The organism is Blastococcus sp. SYSU DS0617 (genome assembly GCF_054051075.1).
Window position 1 is genome coordinate 20,812 of record NZ_JBJHAO010000002.1, and the last position, 18,146, is coordinate 38,957.

The 18,146-nt window shown below is 73.8% G+C and carries 21 protein-coding genes; 12 read left to right on the forward strand and 9 right to left on the reverse strand.

The window, feature by feature from the left end:
• The first annotated feature begins 29 nt into the window (after window positions 1–29).
• The gene (locus ACI793_RS02675) at window positions 30–923 is read left to right on the forward strand and encodes an oxidoreductase (protein WP_456604817.1); all 894 of its coding nucleotides are present in this window, start codon (window positions 30–32) and stop codon (window positions 921–923) included.
• On the opposite strand, the gene ACI793_RS02680 is transcribed toward ACI793_RS02675, so the two are convergent.
• The 5 genes from ACI793_RS02680 to ACI793_RS02700 all read right to left on the reverse strand — a co-directional run bounded on the left by ACI793_RS02680 (window position 924) and on the right by ACI793_RS02700 (window position 5,205).
• On the reverse strand, window positions 924–1,526 hold the full coding sequence (locus ACI793_RS02680) for a TetR/AcrR family transcriptional regulator (protein WP_456604818.1): 603 nt from the start codon (window positions 1,524–1,526) through the stop codon (window positions 924–926).
• 2 nt (window positions 1,527–1,528) lie between these two features.
• Complete coding sequence (locus ACI793_RS02685) at window positions 1,529–2,845, reverse strand: D-arabinono-1,4-lactone oxidase (RefSeq protein ID WP_456604819.1); 1,317 nt, start codon at window positions 2,843–2,845, stop codon at window positions 1,529–1,531.
• Window positions 2,846–3,034: 189 nt separating this feature from the next.
• The gene (locus ACI793_RS02690) at window positions 3,035–4,681 is read right to left on the reverse strand and encodes an ABC-F family ATP-binding cassette domain-containing protein (protein ID WP_456604820.1); all 1,647 of its coding nucleotides are present in this window, start codon (window positions 4,679–4,681) and stop codon (window positions 3,035–3,037) included.
• Window positions 4,682–4,730: 49 nt separating this feature from the next.
• A complete protein-coding gene (locus ACI793_RS02695) occupies window positions 4,731–4,979 on the reverse strand; it encodes a three-helix bundle dimerization domain-containing protein (RefSeq protein ID WP_456604821.1) in 249 nt (82 codons plus the stop codon).
• A 100-nt stretch (window positions 4,980–5,079) separates the two neighbouring features.
• Window positions 5,080–5,205, reverse strand: coding sequence for a hypothetical protein (locus ACI793_RS02700; RefSeq protein ID WP_311346917.1), 126 nt, complete (start codon window positions 5,203–5,205; stop codon window positions 5,080–5,082).
• 74 nt (window positions 5,206–5,279) lie between these two features.
• Here ACI793_RS02700 and ACI793_RS02705 point away from each other — a divergent pair, with 74 nt between their 5' ends.
• On the forward strand, window positions 5,280–6,044 hold the full coding sequence (locus ACI793_RS02705; protein WP_456604822.1) for a TrkA C-terminal domain-containing protein: 765 nt from the start codon (window positions 5,280–5,282) through the stop codon (window positions 6,042–6,044).
• A 31-nt stretch (window positions 6,045–6,075) separates the two neighbouring features.
• Entirely contained in the window at window positions 6,076–7,137 is a 1,062-nt protein-coding gene (locus ACI793_RS02710) for a winged helix DNA-binding domain-containing protein (protein WP_456604823.1), read from the forward strand.
• A 16-nt stretch (window positions 7,138–7,153) separates the two neighbouring features.
• Here the strand turns inward: ACI793_RS02710 and ACI793_RS02715 are convergent, their stop codons facing one another.
• The 3 genes from ACI793_RS02715 to ACI793_RS02725 are packed head-to-tail and all read right to left on the reverse strand — an operon-like array spanning window position 7,154 to window position 9,260.
• Window positions 7,154–7,597: a nitroreductase family deazaflavin-dependent oxidoreductase gene (locus tag ACI793_RS02715; protein ID WP_456604824.1), complete on the reverse strand. Its 444-nt coding sequence runs from the start codon at window positions 7,595–7,597 to the stop codon at window positions 7,154–7,156.
• Between the two features lie 9 nt (window positions 7,598–7,606).
• Window positions 7,607–8,860 carry a glutathionylspermidine synthase family protein gene (locus tag ACI793_RS02720; protein ID WP_456604825.1) on the reverse strand — a complete coding sequence of 418 codons (1,254 nt, stop codon included), beginning with the start codon at window positions 8,858–8,860 and terminating at the stop codon, window positions 7,607–7,609.
• Between the two features lie 10 nt (window positions 8,861–8,870).
• Window positions 8,871–9,260, reverse strand: coding sequence for a hypothetical protein (locus ACI793_RS02725; RefSeq protein WP_456604826.1), 390 nt, complete (start codon window positions 9,258–9,260; stop codon window positions 8,871–8,873).
• 312 nt (window positions 9,261–9,572) lie between these two features.
• On the opposite strand from ACI793_RS02725, the gene ACI793_RS02730 reads away from it, so the two are divergent.
• From ACI793_RS02730 to ACI793_RS02770, 9 genes are all read left to right on the forward strand, one after another.
• Window positions 9,573–10,352 carry an enoyl-CoA hydratase/isomerase family protein gene (locus ACI793_RS02730; protein ID WP_456604827.1) on the forward strand — a complete coding sequence of 260 codons (780 nt, stop codon included), beginning with the start codon at window positions 9,573–9,575 and terminating at the stop codon, window positions 10,350–10,352.
• 254 nt (window positions 10,353–10,606) lie between these two features.
• Complete coding sequence (locus tag ACI793_RS02735; RefSeq protein ID WP_456604828.1) at window positions 10,607–11,446, forward strand: hypothetical protein; 840 nt, start codon at window positions 10,607–10,609, stop codon at window positions 11,444–11,446.
• Window positions 11,447–11,449: 3 nt separating this feature from the next.
• Complete coding sequence (locus ACI793_RS02740) at window positions 11,450–11,986, forward strand: phage holin family protein (RefSeq protein ID WP_456604829.1); 537 nt, start codon at window positions 11,450–11,452, stop codon at window positions 11,984–11,986.
• A 37-nt stretch (window positions 11,987–12,023) separates the two neighbouring features.
• The gene (locus tag ACI793_RS02745; protein WP_456604830.1) at window positions 12,024–12,791 is read left to right on the forward strand and encodes a DUF3618 domain-containing protein; all 768 of its coding nucleotides are present in this window, start codon (window positions 12,024–12,026) and stop codon (window positions 12,789–12,791) included.
• A 169-nt stretch (window positions 12,792–12,960) separates the two neighbouring features.
• The gene (locus ACI793_RS02750; protein WP_456604831.1) at window positions 12,961–14,550 is read left to right on the forward strand and encodes a sensor histidine kinase; all 1,590 of its coding nucleotides are present in this window, start codon (window positions 12,961–12,963) and stop codon (window positions 14,548–14,550) included.
• Window positions 14,551–14,804: 254 nt separating this feature from the next.
• Window positions 14,805–15,404, forward strand: a complete 600-nt coding sequence (locus tag ACI793_RS02755) for a TasA family protein (protein ID WP_456604832.1) — start codon at window positions 14,805–14,807, stop codon at window positions 15,402–15,404.
• 29 nt (window positions 15,405–15,433) lie between these two features.
• The gene (locus tag ACI793_RS02760) at window positions 15,434–16,084 is read left to right on the forward strand and encodes a signal peptidase I (RefSeq protein WP_456604833.1); all 651 of its coding nucleotides are present in this window, start codon (window positions 15,434–15,436) and stop codon (window positions 16,082–16,084) included.
• Entirely contained in the window at window positions 16,081–16,500 is a 420-nt protein-coding gene (locus ACI793_RS02765; protein ID WP_456604834.1) for a hypothetical protein, read from the forward strand. The genes ACI793_RS02760 and ACI793_RS02765 overlap by 4 nt, the downstream gene beginning before the upstream one ends.
• A complete protein-coding gene (locus ACI793_RS02770; RefSeq protein WP_456604835.1) occupies window positions 16,494–17,168 on the forward strand; it encodes a response regulator transcription factor in 675 nt (224 codons plus the stop codon). Before ACI793_RS02765 ends, ACI793_RS02770 begins: the two co-directional genes overlap by 7 nt.
• 154 nt (window positions 17,169–17,322) lie before the next feature.
• On the opposite strand, the gene ACI793_RS02775 is transcribed toward ACI793_RS02770, so the two are convergent.
• Window positions 17,323–18,030 carry a response regulator gene (locus ACI793_RS02775; protein ID WP_456604836.1) on the reverse strand — a complete coding sequence of 236 codons (708 nt, stop codon included), beginning with the start codon at window positions 18,028–18,030 and terminating at the stop codon, window positions 17,323–17,325.
• Window positions 18,031–18,146: the final 116 nt, after the last annotated feature.

Genomic DNA, 18,146 nt, shown 5'->3' on the forward strand with positions numbered 1-18,146 from the left:
AGCCGGTCCCACCCGGGTAGGGAGCGGCCATGACCATCGGGACCGCAGAACCCTCCGGCAGCTACCCCCTGGGCGACCGCCCCGTCTTCCGCCTCGGCTACGGCGCGATGCAGCTGGCCGGGCCGCACGTCATGGGACCGCCGGCCGACCGGGACGAGGCCATCGCGGTGCTCCGCCGCGCCGTGGAACTGGGCGTGAACCACATCGACACCAGCGACTACTACGGCCCGCACGTGGTGAACGAGCTCATCCGCGAGGCGCTGCACCCCTATCCGGAGGACCTCGTCCTCGTGACGAAGGTCGGCGCGCGGCGGACCCCCGAGGGCGACTGGCCCGAGGCGCTCTCGGCGGCGGAGCTCCGCTCTGCGGTCGAGGACAACCTGCGCAACCTCGGGGTGGACGCGCTCGACGTCGTCAATTTGCGGATGCCCGGCTTCGCCGAGCCGGTGGAGCGCTCGCTCGCCGAGCCGTTCGAGGCACTGGCGCAGCTGCGAGCCGACGGGCTGGTCCGCCACCTCGGGATCAGCAACGTGACGACGCAGATGGTGGCCGAGGCCCGGGCCATCGCGCCGGTCGCCTGCGTGCAGAACCACTACAACCTCGTGCACCGGAGCGACGACCCGCTGATCGACGCCCTGGCGCGCGAGGACATCCCCTACGTCCCCTTCTTCCCCCTCGGCGGGTTCAGCCCGCTGCAGTCGGCGGCGCTCGACACGATCGCCCGGCGGCTGGAGACCACGCCCATGCAGGTGGCGCTGGCCTGGCTGCTGGCCCGCTCGCCGAACCTGCTGCTCATCCCGGGGACGTCGTCGGTGGCGCATCTCGAGGAGAACATGCTCGCCTCGGCGCGCGAGCTCGGTCCGCTGGAGCTGCAGGAGCTGGACCGGATCGGCGGCACCGGGGAGCCCGACGTCGACCTCTGATCAGGCCGGCTGCGCCGCGTGCGAGGCGACGAACGACCCGACCGCCGCGTCCAGCACCGCCCGCGTCGCCGCGGTGTCCCGGTCGACCAGCCACGTCGTCGTCGCGCCGTCCACGAGGGTGACCAGCAGGCGGGCCAGCTCGGGCACCGGGCGGTCCCACCGCCGACCGGTGAGCTCGGCGGCCCGCTCCAGCAACCGGGACGCCGCGTCGGTATAGGCGCGGTACTGCTCTCGTGCCAGTGACTGCAACGACGGATCGCGCAGGGCGTGCAGGGTCAGCTCGAGCATCAGCTGCTCCTGGCCGGGCTCGCGCTCGAGGTGGTCGAGGTAGCCGGCGGTCGCCCGCCGCAGGCAGCCGGCGAGCCCCTCCCCGGCCCGCAGGTCCGCGGTCGCGGCAGCGAACTCGCGGCCCACGACCCGGCGCACGAGCGCCTGCAGCAGCTCGTCGCGGCCGGTGAAGGCGTAGTGGAAGCTGGCCAGCGACATGCCGGCCTCGGCGACGATCGCCCGCGTCGTCCCGGCGGCGAGCCCGTCGCGCACCATCACCCGGAGCGCCGCCTCGACCAGCGCCGCACGGCGCTCCCCGACCGCCAGGCGGGACACCCTCAGCCCCCGACGGGACCGAGCACCCGGTCCAGGTGCGCGTTGCCCAGCACGCCGGCGGGGTCCAGCCGGGCGCGCAGCGCGGCGAACTCGTCGAAGCGGGGGTAGCGGCTCCGCAGCGCACCGGCGTCCAGACCGTGCAGCTTCCCCCAGTGGGGGCGGCCGCCGACGCTGCCGGCGATCGACTCCAGCGCGGCGAACCACGCGCCGGGATCGGTCCGCGCGGGCACGTGGGCGGCGATGTAGGCGGTCTCGCGGCCCGAGGCCGTCGACAGCGTGATGTCGTCGGCGGCCGCCACCCGCACCTCCACCGGGAAGGCCGCCCGGAACTCCCCCGCCGTCGCCACGCGGTGCAGCTCGGCCAGCACCGCGGGCGCCTCGCTGCGCGGGACGGCGTACTCCATCTCCACGAAGCGCACCCGGCGCCGGCTGACGAAGACCCGGTGCGAGGCATCGGTCCAGGTGCGCGCGCCCAGGGCCCGGGCCGAGACGGCCGCGAGCGGGGGGATCAGGGCAGGCACCCGGCGGCCGGCCGCCACGACGCCGGCGAAGACGGCGTTGGAGAGCACCTCGTCCTCCCACACCGCGCGCCATCGGGGCAGCGGCTCCAGCTCCGCGCCCGGTGGCAGCCGGGTGTTGCGCTTGGTGAGGCATCGGTCGGTGTGCGGGAACCAGTAGAACTCGACGTGGTCGGTCGAGGACATGTCCTCCTCGAACCCGTCCAGCAGCTCGCCCAGGCCGGCAGGGCCCTCCTCGGCCCGCAGCGCGAACGCGGGTTCCGCCTGCAGGGTCACCGTGTCGATCACCCCGAGCGCCCCCAGGCCGACGCGGGCGGCGGCGAAGACCTCGGGGTGCTCGTCGGCCGAGCAGCGCAGCCGGGAGCCGTCGGCCAGCACCAGTTCCAGGGCACGGATCTGCGTCGCCAGCCCGCCGAAGCGCGCGCCGGTCCCGTGCGTGCCGGTGGACAGGGCGCCGGAGACGGTCTGCCGGTCGATGTCGCCGAGGTTGGTCAGCGCCCAGCCCCGCGCCGCCAGCTCGGCGTTGAGGCGGTGCAGCGGCATCCCGGCCTGCACGGTGACCAGGCCGGCGCCGTCGACACCCACCAGACCGGCATGCCGATCGAGCACGAGCTGCACGTCGTCGGGCCGTGCGATCGCGGTGAACGAGTGCCCCGAGCCGACCGGCCGCACCCGGCGGCCGGTGGCTGCGGCCCGTCGGAGGACCGCCGCGATCTCGTCGGTGCCGGCGGGGTGGACGACGTCCACACCGGCGGCCCGCTGGTTGCCCGCCCAGTTGCGCCAGCTGCCGCTGCCCGTCACGACGACTCCCGTCCCGGGGCCCGTTCGCGGCCCGCCCGGGCGCAGCCTGTCGGGCGCCCGCTACCGGGTCAAGCGTCTGGGACGCCCGACCCACTCACCCTCCCTGTCGCGATCATCGAGTCGTTGCCGGCAACACGCGCGGACACGCCGCCGCGGGTGGCGAGGAGCCGATGATCGCGGAGGGCGGCGTCAGCGGGCCCGGGCGACCCGGGTCTCGTCGAAGACCGGCTCGGCGGACTCGTAGACCCGCCCGTCGGCACCGAAGACGACGAAGCGGTCGAAGGACCGGGCGAACCACCGGTCGTGGGTGACCGCCAGCACCGTGCCCTCGAACGCGTCCAGCGCCTCCTCCAGCGCCTCGGCGGAGAGGACGTCGAGGTTGTCGGTCGGCTCGTCCAGCAGCAGCAGCGTGGCCCCGCCCAGCTCGAGCATGAGGATCTGGAAGCGCGCCTGCTGACCGCCCGACAGCGTGCGGAAGGGCTGGTCGGCGGAGTCGCTGAGCCCGTAGCGCCGCAGTGCGGCCATGGCCCGGCCGCGGTCGATCCCGGCTCTCCCGCCCGCCCCGGCCCCGGTCTCGCCGTGCCAGAGCAGGTCCACCGGCGTCCGGTCCTGCCACTCGGGGTGCGCGTGGGTCTGCGCGAAGATGCCGGGGACGACGCGGGCCCCGAGCCGCCAGGAGCCGGTGTGCGCGACGTCCTGCCCGGCGAGCAGCCGGAGGAAGTGCGACTTGCCGGCGCCGTTGGCGCCGAGGACTCCGACCCGGTCGCCGAACCACAGCTCCAGGTCGAAGGGCTGCATGAGCCCGGTCAGCTCCAGCCCCTCGGCGATCACCGCGCGCACGCCCGTGCGCCCGCCGCGCAGCCGCATCGCGACCTTCTGCTCCGGAGGACGGTCCGGCGGGGGGCCCGCGGCCTCGAATTTGGCCAGCCGGGTCTGCATCGCGTGGTACCGGTTGGCCATGTCGGGCGAGTTGGCCGCCTGCTGCTGCATGGTCCGGACCAGGTCGATCAGCCGCTGGTGCTCCTCGTCCCACCGGCGCCGCAGCTCCGCCAGCCGCTCGTGCCGCGCGGTGCGCGCCTCGGGGTAGGAGGCGAACCCACCGCCGTGCACCCACGCCGTGCCGCCCTCGACGGTGATCACCCGGTCGGCGACCCGCGCCAGCAGTTCGCGGTCGTGGCTGACGAACAACACGGTCTTGCGCGTCTCGAGCAGCCGCTGCTCCAGCCAGCGCTTGCCCGGGACGTCGAGGTAGTTGTCCGGCTCGTCGAGCAGCAGCACCTGGTCGGGGCCCCGCAGGAGCGCCTCGAGGGCCAGCCGCTTCTGCTCCCCGCCGGAGAGCGTCGACAGCTCGCGGTACTTGCACCGGTCGTAGGGCACGCCGAGCGCGGCGACGGTCACGGTGTCCCAGGTGACCTCCGCGTCGTACCCGCCGGCATCGCCCCACTGCGCGAGCGCGTCGGCGTAGGCCATCTGGGCCCGCTCGTCGTCGGTCTCCATGAGCGCGAGCTCGGTGGTCTGCACGGCGTCCCACGCCGCGCGGACCGCCGGCGGGGAGAGGTCCACCAGCATCTGCTGGACGGTCGTGTCGTCGCGGACGGATCCGATGAACTGACGCATCACGCCCAGGCCGCCGGTGCGGGCGATCGCGCCGGCCTCGGGCACCAGGTCGCCCGCGATGATCCGCAGCAGGGTCGTCTTGCCGGCGCCGTTCTCCCCGACCAGCGCCGCGCGGGCGCCTTCACCGACGCGGAAGGAGACCTCGTCCAGCAGCACCCGCCCGTCGGACAAGGTGTGCCGGACCGCGCTCACGTCGACCGAACCCGAACCGATGCCCACCCGGACATCCTCCCGGCACGGGCAACCGGATTCCGACCGGCCCGGCGGCTCAGCCGACGTGCATCGCCAGCCGGATGCGCGCCAGCCGCTCGACGAGCTCCGGCATCGCCCCGATCGGGGAGCCGCCGAGGTCCCGCCGGCTCTCCCGGACCACGCGCACCACCAGCTGGGGCCGCACCCGGCCGGCGTACTCGCCGCGTAACCGGTCGACGGCCTGCTCGACGGCCGGGTCGACCGGTTCCGACGAGCAGAGCTCGGGCGAGGGATCGGGGGTGCTGGACGGGACGGCGAGGGTCATCGACGGTCCTCCGGAGCGATGCACCGGCGTTGTTCCGGTGACTCCCCCACCGTGCCGGGGCGCGCATCCCGGCACCAGGGACCTAGGTCACCGGCGGTGGTCAGCCCAGGGCGATCGAGAGCACCGTCGCGCCCGCCGCCAGCACCATGGCGAGCACGATCACGGCCGCCACCAGCCGGCGACGACGCTCCGCGGACGGATCCCCGGCACCACCCATCCCCATCACGGGGTGCACGCTACCGCCGGCTCCGCCCGCCCGTCCGACGTTCGGCCCGCGCCCCCCGGCGGTAAGGGCAGCCCATGGCAGCCGTCGTCTCGCTGATCGTCGTCGTCACCCTGGGGCTGATCGTGACCCGCGTGGCGACCGTCGCCCTGACCATGACCGGCATGACCCTGCAGCACGCCCGGTTCCAGGCGCGTTCGGCGTTCACCGGGACGGGCTTCACCACCTCGGAGGCCGAGGCGGTGGTGAACCACCCGGCGCGCCGGCGCATCGTCATGGTGCTGATGCTGGTCAGCGGCGCCGGTGCCGTGTCGGTGATCGGGACGCTGGTCCTCAGCTTCGCCGGCGTCGACTCGACCGGCGGCGGGCTGCAGCGGGCTGCGGTCATCGTGGTGGCGCTCACCGGCCTGCTGTGGCTGGCGAAGAGTCGAGCGGTCGACCGCTCCCTGCGGCGGGTCATCGAGCGGCTGCTGCGCCGGTTCACCGACCTCGACGTCAGGGACTACGCCGCGCTGCTCCACCTGCGCGGGCGGTGGCGGGTGGTGCAGCTGCCGGTCCGCGAGGACGACTGGATCGCCGCGCGCCCCCTGGGACGGCTGCGCCTGCCCGAGGAGGGGGTCACGGTGATGGGTGTGGAGCGCGACGACACCTGGATCGGCGCCCCCGGCGAGGACCTGCACCTGCGGCCCGGCGACGTCGTCGTCCTCTACGGCCGCCAGGCCATGCTCGACGACATCGCCGACCGGCTGCACGGCGACGAGGGGGACCAGGCCGGCGAACGGTCCCGTGCCTGGCACGCCGCGACGCCGCCGGCGGAGAGGTTCGAGCGCGCCCGGCCGTGACGTGTCGTACCCCGGTGCCAGGGTGGCGGGCGTGGACACACGGCACGAGGTCGGGCTGCTGCGGCTCGTCGCGCAGGGGCTGGCCGGCCCGCAGGCGGCCGGTCCGGCCGAGGCGGTCCGCCGGCTGACGGCCGCCCAGGGGCAGGACCTCCCGGGTGCGGTCACCTCGGTCGCGCTGCGCACGACCGGCCGCTCCCGGGAGGCCGTGACCGCGGCCCTGGACCGCGGCGAGATCGTCCGGTCGTGGCCCATGCGCGGCACCCTGCACCTCACCGCCGCCGAGGACCTGCCCTGGCTGCTCGACCTGCTCGGCGAGCGCGCGCTGGCCGGCGTCGCGAAGCGCCGGGCCCACCTGGAGCTCACCGACGCGGACGTCGCCCGCGCGTGCGACGCCGTGGTGGCCGCCCTGTCCGGCGGCCGGCGGCTGAGCCGGGCGGAGCTGCTGGCCGCCATCGAGGCCGGCGGGGTGGCGGTGACCGGACAGCGCGGCTACCACCTGCTGTGGTTCGCGGCGCAGTCCGGCCACACCTGCCTGGGCCCGACCGCCGACGGCGAGCAGCTCTTCGTGCTCCTCGACGAGTGGGTGCCCGCCCCCCGCCGGCTCGATCGCGACGAGGCGCTGGCCGAGCTCGCCGCCCGCTTCTTCACCGGCCACGGACCGGCCACCGTGCACGACCTCGCCCGCTGGTCCGGCCTCCCGGTCCGCGACGCCCGGGCGGGGCTGGCCGCGGCGCGCCCGGCGCTGGAATCGCTCACCGTCGAGGGCACCGAGCACTTCCTCGACCCGGCCGCTCCCGAACTGCTGGCCGGCTGCCGCGAGGAGGCCCGGGCGACCTTCCTCCTGCCGGGCTTCGACGAGTTCGTGCTGGGTTACGGCGACCGCAGCGCCGTCCTCGATCCCGCGTTCGCGACACAGATCGTGCCGGGCGGGAACGGCATGTTCCGGTCCACGGTCGTCGTCGAGGGCCGGATCGTGGGCACCTGGCGGTACGAGGGCCACGGCGCCCGGCGCGCCGCCGTGGGCACCGCCTTCCGCCCGGAGGACGCCGCCCTGGTCGCAGGCGTGCCGGAGCTCGCCGCCGCCCTACCCTGAGGCCGGCGGCGACGGGTCAGCGGCGCTCCACCAGGAAGATCGGGATCCGGCGCTCGGTCCTGGTCTGGTAGTCGGCGTAGTCCGGGAACGCGGCCACCGCGCGGTCCCACCACTCGTCGCGCTCGGCACCCTCGAGCTCGCGCGCCACGCCGTCCCACGGCTCCGGGCCGTCCTGGACGGTGACCTGGTCGGGAGCGGCCCGCAGGTTCGCGACCCAGGCCGGGTCCGTGGGCGCACCGCCCTGGGAACCGACCATCAGGTAGGCCCCGTCGTGCTCCACGCGCATGAGCGGCTGCTTGCGCACCTTGCCGCTCTTCGCTCCCCGGGTGCTGAAGATGACGACCGGCAGCCCCCGGTCGAGCAGCGTGTTGCCCTCCCGGCCGCCGGTGCGCTCGTAGAGCTCCACCTGGTCGCGGACCCACTTCTGCGGACTCGGCTCGTACTCACCCTCCAGCGGCATGCCCCGAACCTAGGACGCGCGGCGCTTCCCGTCCTGCGGAGGAGCGAAGTCGATGGTGTGCGGCACGAAGAAGCTCAGGTTGTCGGTGATCAGCCCGTCGCTCTCCCGGATGCCCAGACCCGCCGGCTCGCCGTCGACGACCCACGCACCCAGCACCGGGTGGTGCGGACCGTCGACGCCGGCGAAGTCGGGCAACGGCGCGAACTCCTGCACCACGAAGCCCTCGGTGCCGTACCGCCCGGGCAGCTGCGCGGTCACCTCGCCGTCCCGGACGATCGCGACGTTCGCCCCCTCGCGTCCCCACAGCGGCTTGCGGACGTAGGTGCGCCAGGCCGACGGCATCTCGTCGGCGAAGTAGGCCGGGAGCAGGTACTGACCCAGCACCGGATCGGTGCCGAACAGCTGCCACAGCACCGGCAGCAGCGCCTTGGTGCTCCACAGCATCTTGTAGGCCGGCTCCACCCACGTCGTGCCGCCGGGCCGCATCCCGTCGGCGAGGACGGCCGGCCCGAACTCGTCCTCGATCAGCCACTCCCAGGGGTAGAGCTTGAAGACGACATCCAGGTGGCGGCCCTGCTGGTCGTAGAACCGCCCGTCGCCGTCGTCGAGCACGATGTCCTCGACGACGAGCTCGATCGCCTCGTAGCCGGCCTGCACCACGGTGTCCATCAGGTAGGCGACGGTCATCCGGTCCTCGCCGGAGGTCTCCTCGCTGGTCCAGGCCAGGTGCACGCGGGGACGCACGCCGGTGCGCCGCTCCCACTTGGTGAGGTTGCGCCGCCAGGCCGCCACGAGGGTGTCGTGCAGCGCGTTCCACTGATCGCGGCCCTGGCCGGTGAACAGGTGCCAGTTCCACTGGGTGACGGCGGACTCCACCAGCCCGGTGGGGGTGTCGGCGTTGAACTCCAGCAGCTTGGGCGGGCCCTCGCCGTCGTAGCGCAGGTCGAACCGGCCGTAGATGCTCGGCGGCTCCTCGGCCCACGTACGGCGGATCTGTGGCCGGGCCATCGGTGGGATGTGCAGCCGGTCGAACAGGTCGTTGTCGACGAGGTGGTCCCCGGCGGCCACGCACATCTGGAACAGCTGGCTCACCGCGCCCTCGAGCTCCTGGACCTCCGCCATCGAGAAGTCGTAGAAGGGGCCCTCGCGCCAGTAGCTGCGCACCGCGCCGCCGGGCAGGTGGGTGCGGTTGTAGACCAGGCCCTGGGACTCGATCTCCGCCTCCCAGCCGGGGCGGACGATCCCGCTCTCGATCCGTCGCACGGAGGGCGGCTCAGCTCCCGGCGCCGGTGCCGGCCCGGTTGCCGATGCCGCCGCTCACCCGCTGGCCGGCGCTCACCTTGCCGGTGGCCGGCAGACCGGCACGCTGCCGGGCGACGCTGTCACCCGGGTTGATCCGCGTGCCCCCCGGTGGCAGCACGGTGCCGACCGGCAGACCGGAGCGGAAGCCGCCCAGGTAGAGGAAGAACAGGCCGCCGCCCCCGAAGCCCCCGCCGCCGTCGCAGAGGTCCTCGTCGACGATCTGGCCGTTCTCGTCGGTGCAGTAGGCGACCTGCTCCTCGTCGTCCTCGCCGCCCGGGGCGCACCCGGCCATGAAACCGGTCGCGGCGGTGGCGAGCACCGTCGTGGTGAGCGCGGCGCGGACGCGGTTGGAGACCGCCATGACCAGGTTCCTCCTCGGGTTTCCCCCGACAGTAGGTCCTCCTCCCCCGCGACCGCTCGGCCCCTGTCGCGGGGAACCGCAGGGAGCGCCGGCACGGATGAGCTGCCGGGGCCGCAGCATCCCCTCGGGTCGCGGGACGGCGCCTCCCGATGGCACCGTTCTCGCCAGTCCGCCGGACGCACGCCGCCCGCCCCACCGGGGCCGCAGACCACGGAGGTCCGCCGAGCATGAGGTACCGCGAGAGCGGCAGCCTGGACACGTCCGGGGTCAGGGTGGCCTGCGACACCTCCTCCACCGACGACCAGCGCTGAGATGACCGAGCACCTGTCCCTGACGCGCGACGGCCACACCGCCGTCCTGACCATCGACCGCCCCGCGAAGCGCAACGCGATGACCCAGGCCATGTGGGCCGCGCTGCCCGGGGTGCTGGCCGGGCCCGCCGCCGATCCGGCGGTGCGGGCGCTCGTCGTGACGGGTGCGGGACCGAGCTTCTGCGCCGGCGCCGACATCGCGGGACTCCTCGGCGGCGCCGACCCGCGGGACCCCATGGCCGACCTGCGGGCGGACAACCTCGCGGCCCAGGCCGCGCTGCGGACCTTCCCCAAGCCGACCATCGCCATGATCCGCGGGCACTGCATCGGCGGTGGCGTGGAGATCGCCGCCGCCTGCGACCTGCGCTTCGCCGACCCGTCCAGCGTCTTCGGGGTCACGCCGGCCAAGGTCGGCATCGTGTACCCGCCGTCATCGACGAAGGCCCTCCTCGACCTGGTGGGCCCGGCGACGACCAAGTACCTGCTGTTCAGCGGCGAGCTGCTGGACGGTGCCGCCGCGCTGCGCACCGGGCTGGTCGACCGGCTGGTCGAGGCCGACGAGCTGGAGGCCGAGGTCCGGCGCTTCACCGACGTCCTCGCGGCCCGCTCGGCGCTCACCCAGCGGGCGACCAAGGAGGTCGTCGCGGCCCTCACCGCCGGCGCCGACGCCGACGCCGTCGTGACCCCCTGGTACGAGGAGACGATCAGCGCCGGCGAGCTGGCGGAAGGGGTCGCCGCCTTCGCCGAACGGCGCCCACCCAGCTTCGGCTGGACAGTCTGAACTGCCGAAACGGTTTCGGGTCCCCCTCGACCCGGGTACCCACCCCTTCGCGGCGCTCCCCAGACGGCGAGACCGGCGCGGCGCCCAGCCGTGTCACGTCCCGCCGCTCCGCTCGCCCGTGACGCACGGATGCGCCGGGCGGAGAGGCCGGTCGACCCGCACCGCTGGAAACAGTGGCACGTGTGGGAGGACCGCTCCAGGGTAGCGCCCCTCTGATTCCGAGAACTGCCCATGAATACAGCCGAGGAGGACCGATGACTCACTCCATCGACGCCCCGCTCCCCCCGCCCACCACCACGACCGGGGGCACGGGCCAGAGCTCGTCGAAGCCGACCGACGTCGCCAAGGGCGAAGCCCGGGACGCCAAGGACACCGCCAAGAACGAAGCGAAGCAGACCACGGACACCGCTAAGAACGAGGCCAGCAAGGTCGGCCAGACCGCGGCCCAGGCCGGTAGCGAGGTCGCCACGACCGCTGCCGACCAGGCGATGAACGTCGCGCACGAGACCCAGCGCCAGGCGCAGGATCTGCTGAAGCAGGGGCAGGACCAGCTCAAGGAGCAGGCCATGTCCCAGCAGCAGAAGGCCGCCCAGGGCCTCAGCGCGCTGGCCGGCGAGCTGCGCGGCCTGGCCGACGGCAGCAGCGAAGGCGCCCCCGGTCCCGCCCGTGACCTGCTCCAGCAGGCCTCCGGCGTCATCGAGGGCTTCGCCGACAAGCTGCAGAACCGTGAGCCGGCCCAGCTGCTGGACGAGGTCCGGTCGATGGCTCGCCGTCGCCCCGGGATGTTCCTGCTCGGCGCGGCCGTGGCCGGCATCGCTGCCGGCCGGCTGACCAGCGGCGCGCGCGCCGCGCACAGCGACTCGGGCTCCTCCGGGGATCACAGCGCGCCGCGGACGAACAACTACGTGGATCAGGCGCCGACCTACTCCGACACCACGAGCACCTACACGGGTACCGGTGCGGCCTACTCCACGGCCGGCTCGGCCCCGCTGCCGCCGCCCCCGTACGGCACCGTGCCGCCCGAGGGCGTCGTGCCCCCGGTGACCAGCCCCGGCTGGAACGACCCGGCGCGCAACCCGGGTGGGGTGGTCTGAGCCATGTCCACCCCTTACTCCGGAGCCACCCCGGCAGGTGGCCAGGCCGGCTACGCGCCCCCCGCCGATCCGGCAGCGACGCAGAACTACGCCAGCGACTACGCCGGCAACGCGGCGCACAGCGGTGCCATGGGTACGCCCATGACCGAGAACGGCGACCCGGACATCGAGGGCATCTCGGTCGGCACGCTGATCGGCGAGGTCACCAAGGATCTCTCCACCCTCATGCGCCAGGAGCTCGAGCTCGCCAAGGTCGAGCTGAAGGTCGAGGCCAAGAAGGCCGGTGAAGGCGCCGGCATGTTCGGCGCCGCCGCCTTCGCGGGCTACATGGTGCTGATGTTCCTGTCCATCGCGCTCTGGTGGGCACTGTCGCACCTGGTGGGCCACAGCTGGTCGGCGCTCATCGTGGCCATCCTCTGGGGCATCGTCGGCGCCGTCGCCTTCGTGATGGGCCGCAAGAAGTTCCAGCAGGTGAACCCGAAGCCCGAGCGCACCGTGGACACGCTGTCCGAGGTGCCCGGGGCCCTCAAGCCCAACTGACCCGCCGACCTCCCCCACTCCCGAAGGAGTCGCAGACATGACCAGCAGTGATCCGGACGTCATCCGCCGGCAGATCGAGGACACGCGGCGCGAGCTCAGCTACGACGTCGACGCCCTCAACGAGAAGGTCAACCCCGCGCGCGTCGTGGACCGGCGGGTCACCGCCGCCAAGGGACGCGTGAGCAGCCTCAAGGACAAGGTCATGGGGACCGCCCACGAGACCACCCACTCGGCGCAGGGCATGGCGTACAACGCCGCGGGCTCCGCGCAGGGCGCGGCGTCCAACGCCGCCGGCTCCGTGCAGGGTGCAGCCCACTCGGCCGCCGACAGCGTGCAGGGAGCGGCGTCCAGCGCCGCCGGCGCCATCCAGCAGGCCCCGGACCAGATGATGCGCCAGGCACAGGGCAACCCCCTCGCCGCCGGGCTGATCGCGTTCGGTGTCGGCTGGCTGGTGTCGAGCCTGCTGCCTGCAACGCAGAAGGAGCAGCAGCTCGCGCAGCAGGCGGAGTCGGCGGTCCGCGAGAACAAGGACATGCTGATGGCCCCCGCCAAGCAGGCGGCCCAGGAGATGGGCGAGGAGCTCAAGCCGGCTGCTCAGGACGCCATGGAGTCGGTCAAGTCGACCGCCCAGGACGCGGCCTCCACCGTCAAGGACGAGGGCCAGTCCGCCGTGCAGGACGTGCAGGGCCAGGCCCAGCAGTCCAAGGACAAGGTGCAGGGCCAGGCCCAGGAATCCAAGGACAAGGTGCAGGGCCAGGCCCAGCAGTCCAAGGACAAGGTGCAGAGCCAGACCTCCGGCTCCTGACCCTGGCGGGTCGCTGACCCGCTCGCTCGACACCGCGCCCCGCCGGGTTCTCCCGGCGGGGCGCGGTGCTGTCCGGGGGCGGTGGACCGTGCGACGGCGCTGACCCGTTGGGGTGACGCCTCGTTCCGCGGCCCTGCTGCCGCCGGTGCGGGACGCCGAAGACCACGGCATGACCGCCGCCGTCCTCGACCGGGGCCTCCGCGCGCCCGCGTGGCGCGCCGCCCTGCGGGGTCCCCTGCCGGCCACGCTCCTCTTCCTCGCCACGGCGGCCCTGCTCGCGGCCGGTGTGCTGCCCGTCGTGCACACCGGGACGGTGCTGGCCGGCCTCGCGACGGCCGCACTCGCCGTCGGCACCGACTGGCTCACCCGCGGATCGGCCGCCGCCCTGCGCGCCGTCGCCGTGCCGGTGGCCGGTACCGCCGCCGTCGCGCTGCTGCACGCCGGCACCGAGGTCCTCGGCGTCGTCCTCCTCGCCCTCGCCCCCGCGAGCGCGCTGGCCGCCACGGCGCAGCGCCTCGGCCGCCAGGCCGCGGTCATCGACCGGCTGCAGACCGAGCAGCAGACGCTGCTGGAGCAGGTCCAGAGCCGCGCCGACGAGCTGGACCGGGCCTCCCGGATCCTGGCCGCCCGCGCGCAGACCATGACCAGCGTCATCGACGCGGTCACCGAGCAGTCGATCATCGGCACCGACCCCGACGGCACCATCCGCGTCTGGAACCCGGGCGCGGAGAAGCTGCTCGGCCTCCCCCGCGCCGACGTGGTCCGCCGGCGCTCGATCCTGGACTTCCACCTCGCCGAAGAGCTCGAGGACGCGGCCGGGAACGACGGCACGGCGTCCGGGCTCTGCTCCCTCGTGCAGGCCGCCCAGGAGCACGGCAGCGACGTCCGCGACTGGACCTACGTGGGTGCGGACGGCCGGCAGCGCACCGTCTCCGTGGCCGTCACGCCACGCACCGACGACCGCGGCGTGCACGCCGGCTGGAACTTCGTGGGCACGGACATGACCGAGGTGCGGGCGACCGAGCGGATGAAGGACCAGTTCGTCAGCCTCATCTCCCACGAGCTGCGCACCCCGCTGACCTCCATCCTCGGGTACCTCGAGCTGGTGCTCGACGACGACGAGCAGACGCTCACCGACGAACAGCGGCAGTACCTGACGACGGTGGAGCGCAACGCCGACCGGCTGCTGCGCCTCGTGGGCGACCTGCTGTTCACCGCGCGCGTCGAAGCCGGCCAGTTCACGCTCCAGCCCGAGGACGTCGACCTGGTGACGATCGTGCAGGCCGCCGAGGAGACCGCCCGCGTCTCCGCCTCGACCGCGGGGGTGCGGCTGCGGGTGGACGCGCCCGCCGAGCCGCTGGTGGTCGCCGGCGACCCGGTGCGGCTGGGCCAGGCCTGCGACAACCTCGTCTCCAACGCCGTGAAGTTCACGCCGTCGGGCGGGGAGGTCACCCTCACCGTCGCCACCGGCTGGCAGTCGGCCGACGGTGCGGTCACCCCGGACGAGCGCCCCGGTGCGGCGCCGGTCGCCCAGCTGTCGGTGCGCGACACCGGCATCGGCATCCCGAACGACGAGCAGGGCAAGCTGTTCACCCGGTTCTTCCGCGCCTCGACCGCCCAGCGCGCCGCCGTCCCCGGAGTGGGTCTGGGCCTGTCGATCACCAAGGCGATCACGACCGCCCACGGCGGCACGCTGGACCTGGTGAGCGCGGAGGGTCAGGGCACCACCTTCACGCTCACCCTCCCCCGCACCGCCTGACCGCTGCGCGACCGGCGCCCTCCGCCCCCTCCGGGGCGGGGGGCGCTCCGCTACTCCCGGAAAGGCAGCCTGCTCGTCCGCGGAAAGACAGCAGGGACGGCGATGACCGGGCCGGAGAGCCCTGATCTGCGCGTTCTCCAACCGAGCCTTGCGGATTCCTTGCGGTTCCCGGGCGGGTGGCCTGCGGAAGGGCCTCCAGAGTTCTCCTTGTCGCCGGAAGAGCCGGTGACACGGACTCAGGGAGAACGAACGACATGAGCGCCACGGTCACCGGCACCACCACCCGCAAGGTCATCGGCTCGCTCGGTGTCATCGGCGCCGCAGCCGCCGTCGCCGGCATGGGCACCTTCGGTTCCTTCACCGACAGCACCACCCCGGTCGCGACGACCATCTCCTCCGGCACGGTCTCGATCGACCTCGCCAAGGCGAGCACCCTCGACTTCGTGGCCGGCGACATGATCCCGGGCGACTCGGTCACCCGCCCCTTCACGCTGAAGAACGACGGCAGCAGCGACCTGGCCTCGATCAGCGTCGCCTCGGTCGCCACGACCGGCAGCATCCTCACCGACGGCACGGCCAACGGCCTGCAGCTGGCCGTGAAGTCCTGCGCGGTGGCCTGGACCCAGAGCGGCAACTCCTTCACCTGCGCCAGCGGCGAGAAGACTCTGGCTGCCGGCCCGGCCGTGCTGAACCTCAGCCTGAACGGCCCGGCGTCGCTGGTCGCCGGCCAGTCCGACAACGTGGCGATCTCCTACACGCTGCCCACCGCTGCCGGCAACGAGTTCCAGGGCAAGCAGGCCGCGCTCAGCCTCACCTTCACCGCCACCCAGCGCACCGCGCCGGCCGCGCGCTGACCCGCGCTGATCCGACCGGAGACCACACCATGACCGCCGTCCTCCCCGTCCGTGGCCCGGGGGCAGCACAGCCGCTGCCCCCGGCCGAGGACAACCTCTCCGCGCACGACCGGTCCGCCGGTCCGGCCCGCACGCTGGGCCTGCTCGCCCCGTGGCTGGTCCGCGGAGTCGTCGGGCTGGCCGTCGCGGTCTTCCTCCTGCTCGCCGTGGGACCGCACGTCCTCGGCTACCGCACCATGACGATGCTCACCGGCTCCATGGCCCCGATGATCGAGCCCGGCGACGTCACCGTCGTCACGCCGATCGCCGTCGAGGACGTGACCGAGGGCATGGTCATCACCTACCACCAGCCGATCGGCGACCGCTCGCTCGTCACCCACCGGGTGGTCGAGGTGGAGCGCGGCGCGGACGGCCGGGTCAGCGTCCTCACCAAGGGCGACGCCAACGAGGCGGTCGACCCGTGGACGGCGACCCTCGAGGGCGACACCGCCTACCAGGTCCGGGCCGTGGTGCCCGAACTCGGTCACCTCATCCAGGCGCTCCGCGCCCCCGTGATCACCCAGGTGCTGCTCTACGGCGCCCCGGCCCTGCTGGCCGGCTGGCTGCTGCTGACCATCTGGCGGCCCACGACCGAGACCCCCGGCACCACCACGACCCGCGACGAGGAGGACCAGGCATGAGCGCGCTCCGCCGCACGGCCGTCCTGATCGGCCTCACCGCCTGCGTCGTCGTGGGCAGCAGCATCCCCGCCTCGGCCACCTTCACCGACTCGGTGAAAGTCACGCCCTCGGTGTCCACCGGGACCGTCGACGTGAAGGCCCCTACGAACATCCGGGTCACGCTGACCTGCCGGGGTCAGGACATGTACGCGACCGTGACCTGGACCCGCAGCACGACGACGACGGTGTCGGGCTACCGAGTGGTCGCGACCCTCGGTGGGCAGCAGCTCACCCTGAACGCCGCCGGTACCGCCTCGCGCGTCGACACCACCGTCAACCGCGTGTGGGCCGCCTACCAGGTGCCCGTCACGGTCACCTCGCTCACGGGCTACGGCTGGAGCGAGACGTCAGCGCCGGTCACGGTGACGACGTGCTGACCGCCCTCGTCGTCGACGCCGACGACCTGGCCCGCCGCCGCGTCCTCGGGCTCCTCCGCCTCGGCGGGTGGCAGGTCCACGAGGCCGCCGACGCGGGCACCGCGCTCCGGCTGGCCGCCACCACCCCCTTCGACCTGGTCGTCACCGACACGTCGGTGGCCGGGGAGGACGGGCTGGAGCTGCTCCGGCAGCTGCGCCGCGACGGATCGCGGGCCCGCTTCCTCGTCGTCACCGCGGCGGACCCGGAGGCCCTGACCGCCCAGGCGGCGGCCGCCGGGGCGTGGGCCTGCCTCACCAAGCCGGTGGATGCCGGCACCCTCCTCGACTTCCTGCGCAGCCGGACCACGGGGCCGGCTGCGCGGGGCGACCAGTACGAGATCCACGAGATCGGCGACCTGCACGACGCCGACATCGAGGACGACCTGATGGACCGACTCCAGGAGATGTACGTGACCGCGCTGCCGGGCCGCCTGTCGGCCATCGACATCCACACCCGCGAGGGCAACAGCCCCGCCGTGGCCTCGGCCGCGTACACCCTGGCCGGCACCAGCGGCCAGCTCGGGCACCCCGAGGTGGCCTCCCTCTGCCAGGCGATCGCCGCCGATGCCCGCCGCGGCGTCCTGGCCCACTCCCGGGTGCAGCACTTGCATGCACTCGCCGGCGTCTGAGCCCTGACCCCGCTCAGCCGCAGCACGACGGAGGGCCCGCAGACGAGGGGGAATCGTCTGCGGGCCCTCCGGCGTACCGGGCCCCCTCACGGGGCCGGAGAACACGCGAGCCCCCGCAACCGGACGGTTGCGGGGGCTCGCGTGGTGGTGCGGCTCAGGCGGCCACGAGGCGGTAGCCGACACCCCGCACGGTGCGGATCTCGGGCGAGTTCAGGCCGGCGGCGACGAGCTTGCGCCGCAGGTTGGACATGTGCGCCTCGACCAGCCGGAGGTTGCCCTCCCAGTCGGTCTGCCAGACCTCGCGCAGCAGCGTCTCGCGCTGCAGCACGCGGCCCGGCCGCGAGGCCAGCGCGGCGAGCAGGTCGAACTCCGTGCGGGTCAGGTCGACGACGGCCCCGTCGACCCGCACCTCCCGGCTCTCCTCGTCCACCTCGAGCTCGGCGAGCCGGCGGACCGACTCCTCCACCTCGGGCGCCACCTGCGGGGTGGCTGCGGTGCGCGGGAAGCGGAGCATCGCCTGCACCCGCGCCACCAGCTCGCGGGGCGAGAACGGCTTGGCCATGTACCCGTCGGCACCGACGGCCAGCCCGATGAGCAGGTCGACCTCCTCGGCGCGCGCGGTGAGCATGAGGACGTAGCAGGCGGTCTCGGCGCGGATCTGCCGGCACAGCTCGGTCCCGTCGGTGTCGGGCAGCCCGAGGTCGAGCACGATCAGGTCGGGCGCCTCGCGGCGGACCTCCGCCATGCACTCGGCTCCGGAACCGACGGCCCGCACGTGCATCCCGGCGCGGCTCAGGACCGTGCTGACCAGCTCGCGGATCTCTTCGGTGTCCTCCACGACGAGCACGGATGACGCAGTCACGATCCTCCTCCCTCCGATGCATTCACAGGCGCCCGGGACCGAACACGTCCGGGCCACCTGACTCCAGTGTTCGGCGGACGCACCGGGCAGCTTGAGCCGAGCCGCGTGGAGCGGGG

Excerpts from the sequence above, each read along its gene's own strand:
- ACI793_RS02735 (WP_456604828.1), top strand. The coding sequence starts at position 10,607 with ATGACTCACTCCATCGACGCCCCGCTCCCCCCGCCCACCACCACGACC.
- ACI793_RS02755 (WP_456604832.1), top strand. The coding sequence starts at position 14,805 with ATGAGCGCCACGGTCACCGGCACCACCACCCGCAAGGTCATCGGCTCG.
- ACI793_RS02705 (WP_456604822.1), top strand. The coding sequence starts at position 5,280 with ATGGCAGCCGTCGTCTCGCTGATCGTCGTCGTCACCCTGGGGCTGATC.
- ACI793_RS02740 (WP_456604829.1), top strand. The coding sequence starts at position 11,450 with ATGTCCACCCCTTACTCCGGAGCCACCCCGGCAGGTGGCCAGGCCGGC.
- ACI793_RS02695 (WP_456604821.1), bottom strand. The coding sequence starts at position 4,979 with ATGACCCTCGCCGTCCCGTCCAGCACCCCCGATCCCTCGCCCGAGCTC.
- ACI793_RS02745 (WP_456604830.1), top strand. The coding sequence starts at position 12,024 with ATGACCAGCAGTGATCCGGACGTCATCCGCCGGCAGATCGAGGACACG.
- ACI793_RS02750 (WP_456604831.1), top strand. The coding sequence starts at position 12,961 with ATGACCGCCGCCGTCCTCGACCGGGGCCTCCGCGCGCCCGCGTGGCGC.
- ACI793_RS02675 (WP_456604817.1), top strand. The coding sequence starts at position 30 with ATGACCATCGGGACCGCAGAACCCTCCGGCAGCTACCCCCTGGGCGAC.
- ACI793_RS02765 (WP_456604834.1), top strand. The coding sequence starts at position 16,081 with ATGAGCGCGCTCCGCCGCACGGCCGTCCTGATCGGCCTCACCGCCTGC.
- ACI793_RS02715 (WP_456604824.1), bottom strand. The coding sequence starts at position 7,597 with ATGCCGCTGGAGGGTGAGTACGAGCCGAGTCCGCAGAAGTGGGTCCGC.
- ACI793_RS02725 (WP_456604826.1), bottom strand. The coding sequence starts at position 9,260 with ATGGCGGTCTCCAACCGCGTCCGCGCCGCGCTCACCACGACGGTGCTC.
- ACI793_RS02730 (WP_456604827.1), top strand. The coding sequence starts at position 9,573 with ATGACCGAGCACCTGTCCCTGACGCGCGACGGCCACACCGCCGTCCTG.
- ACI793_RS02760 (WP_456604833.1), top strand. The coding sequence starts at position 15,434 with ATGACCGCCGTCCTCCCCGTCCGTGGCCCGGGGGCAGCACAGCCGCTG.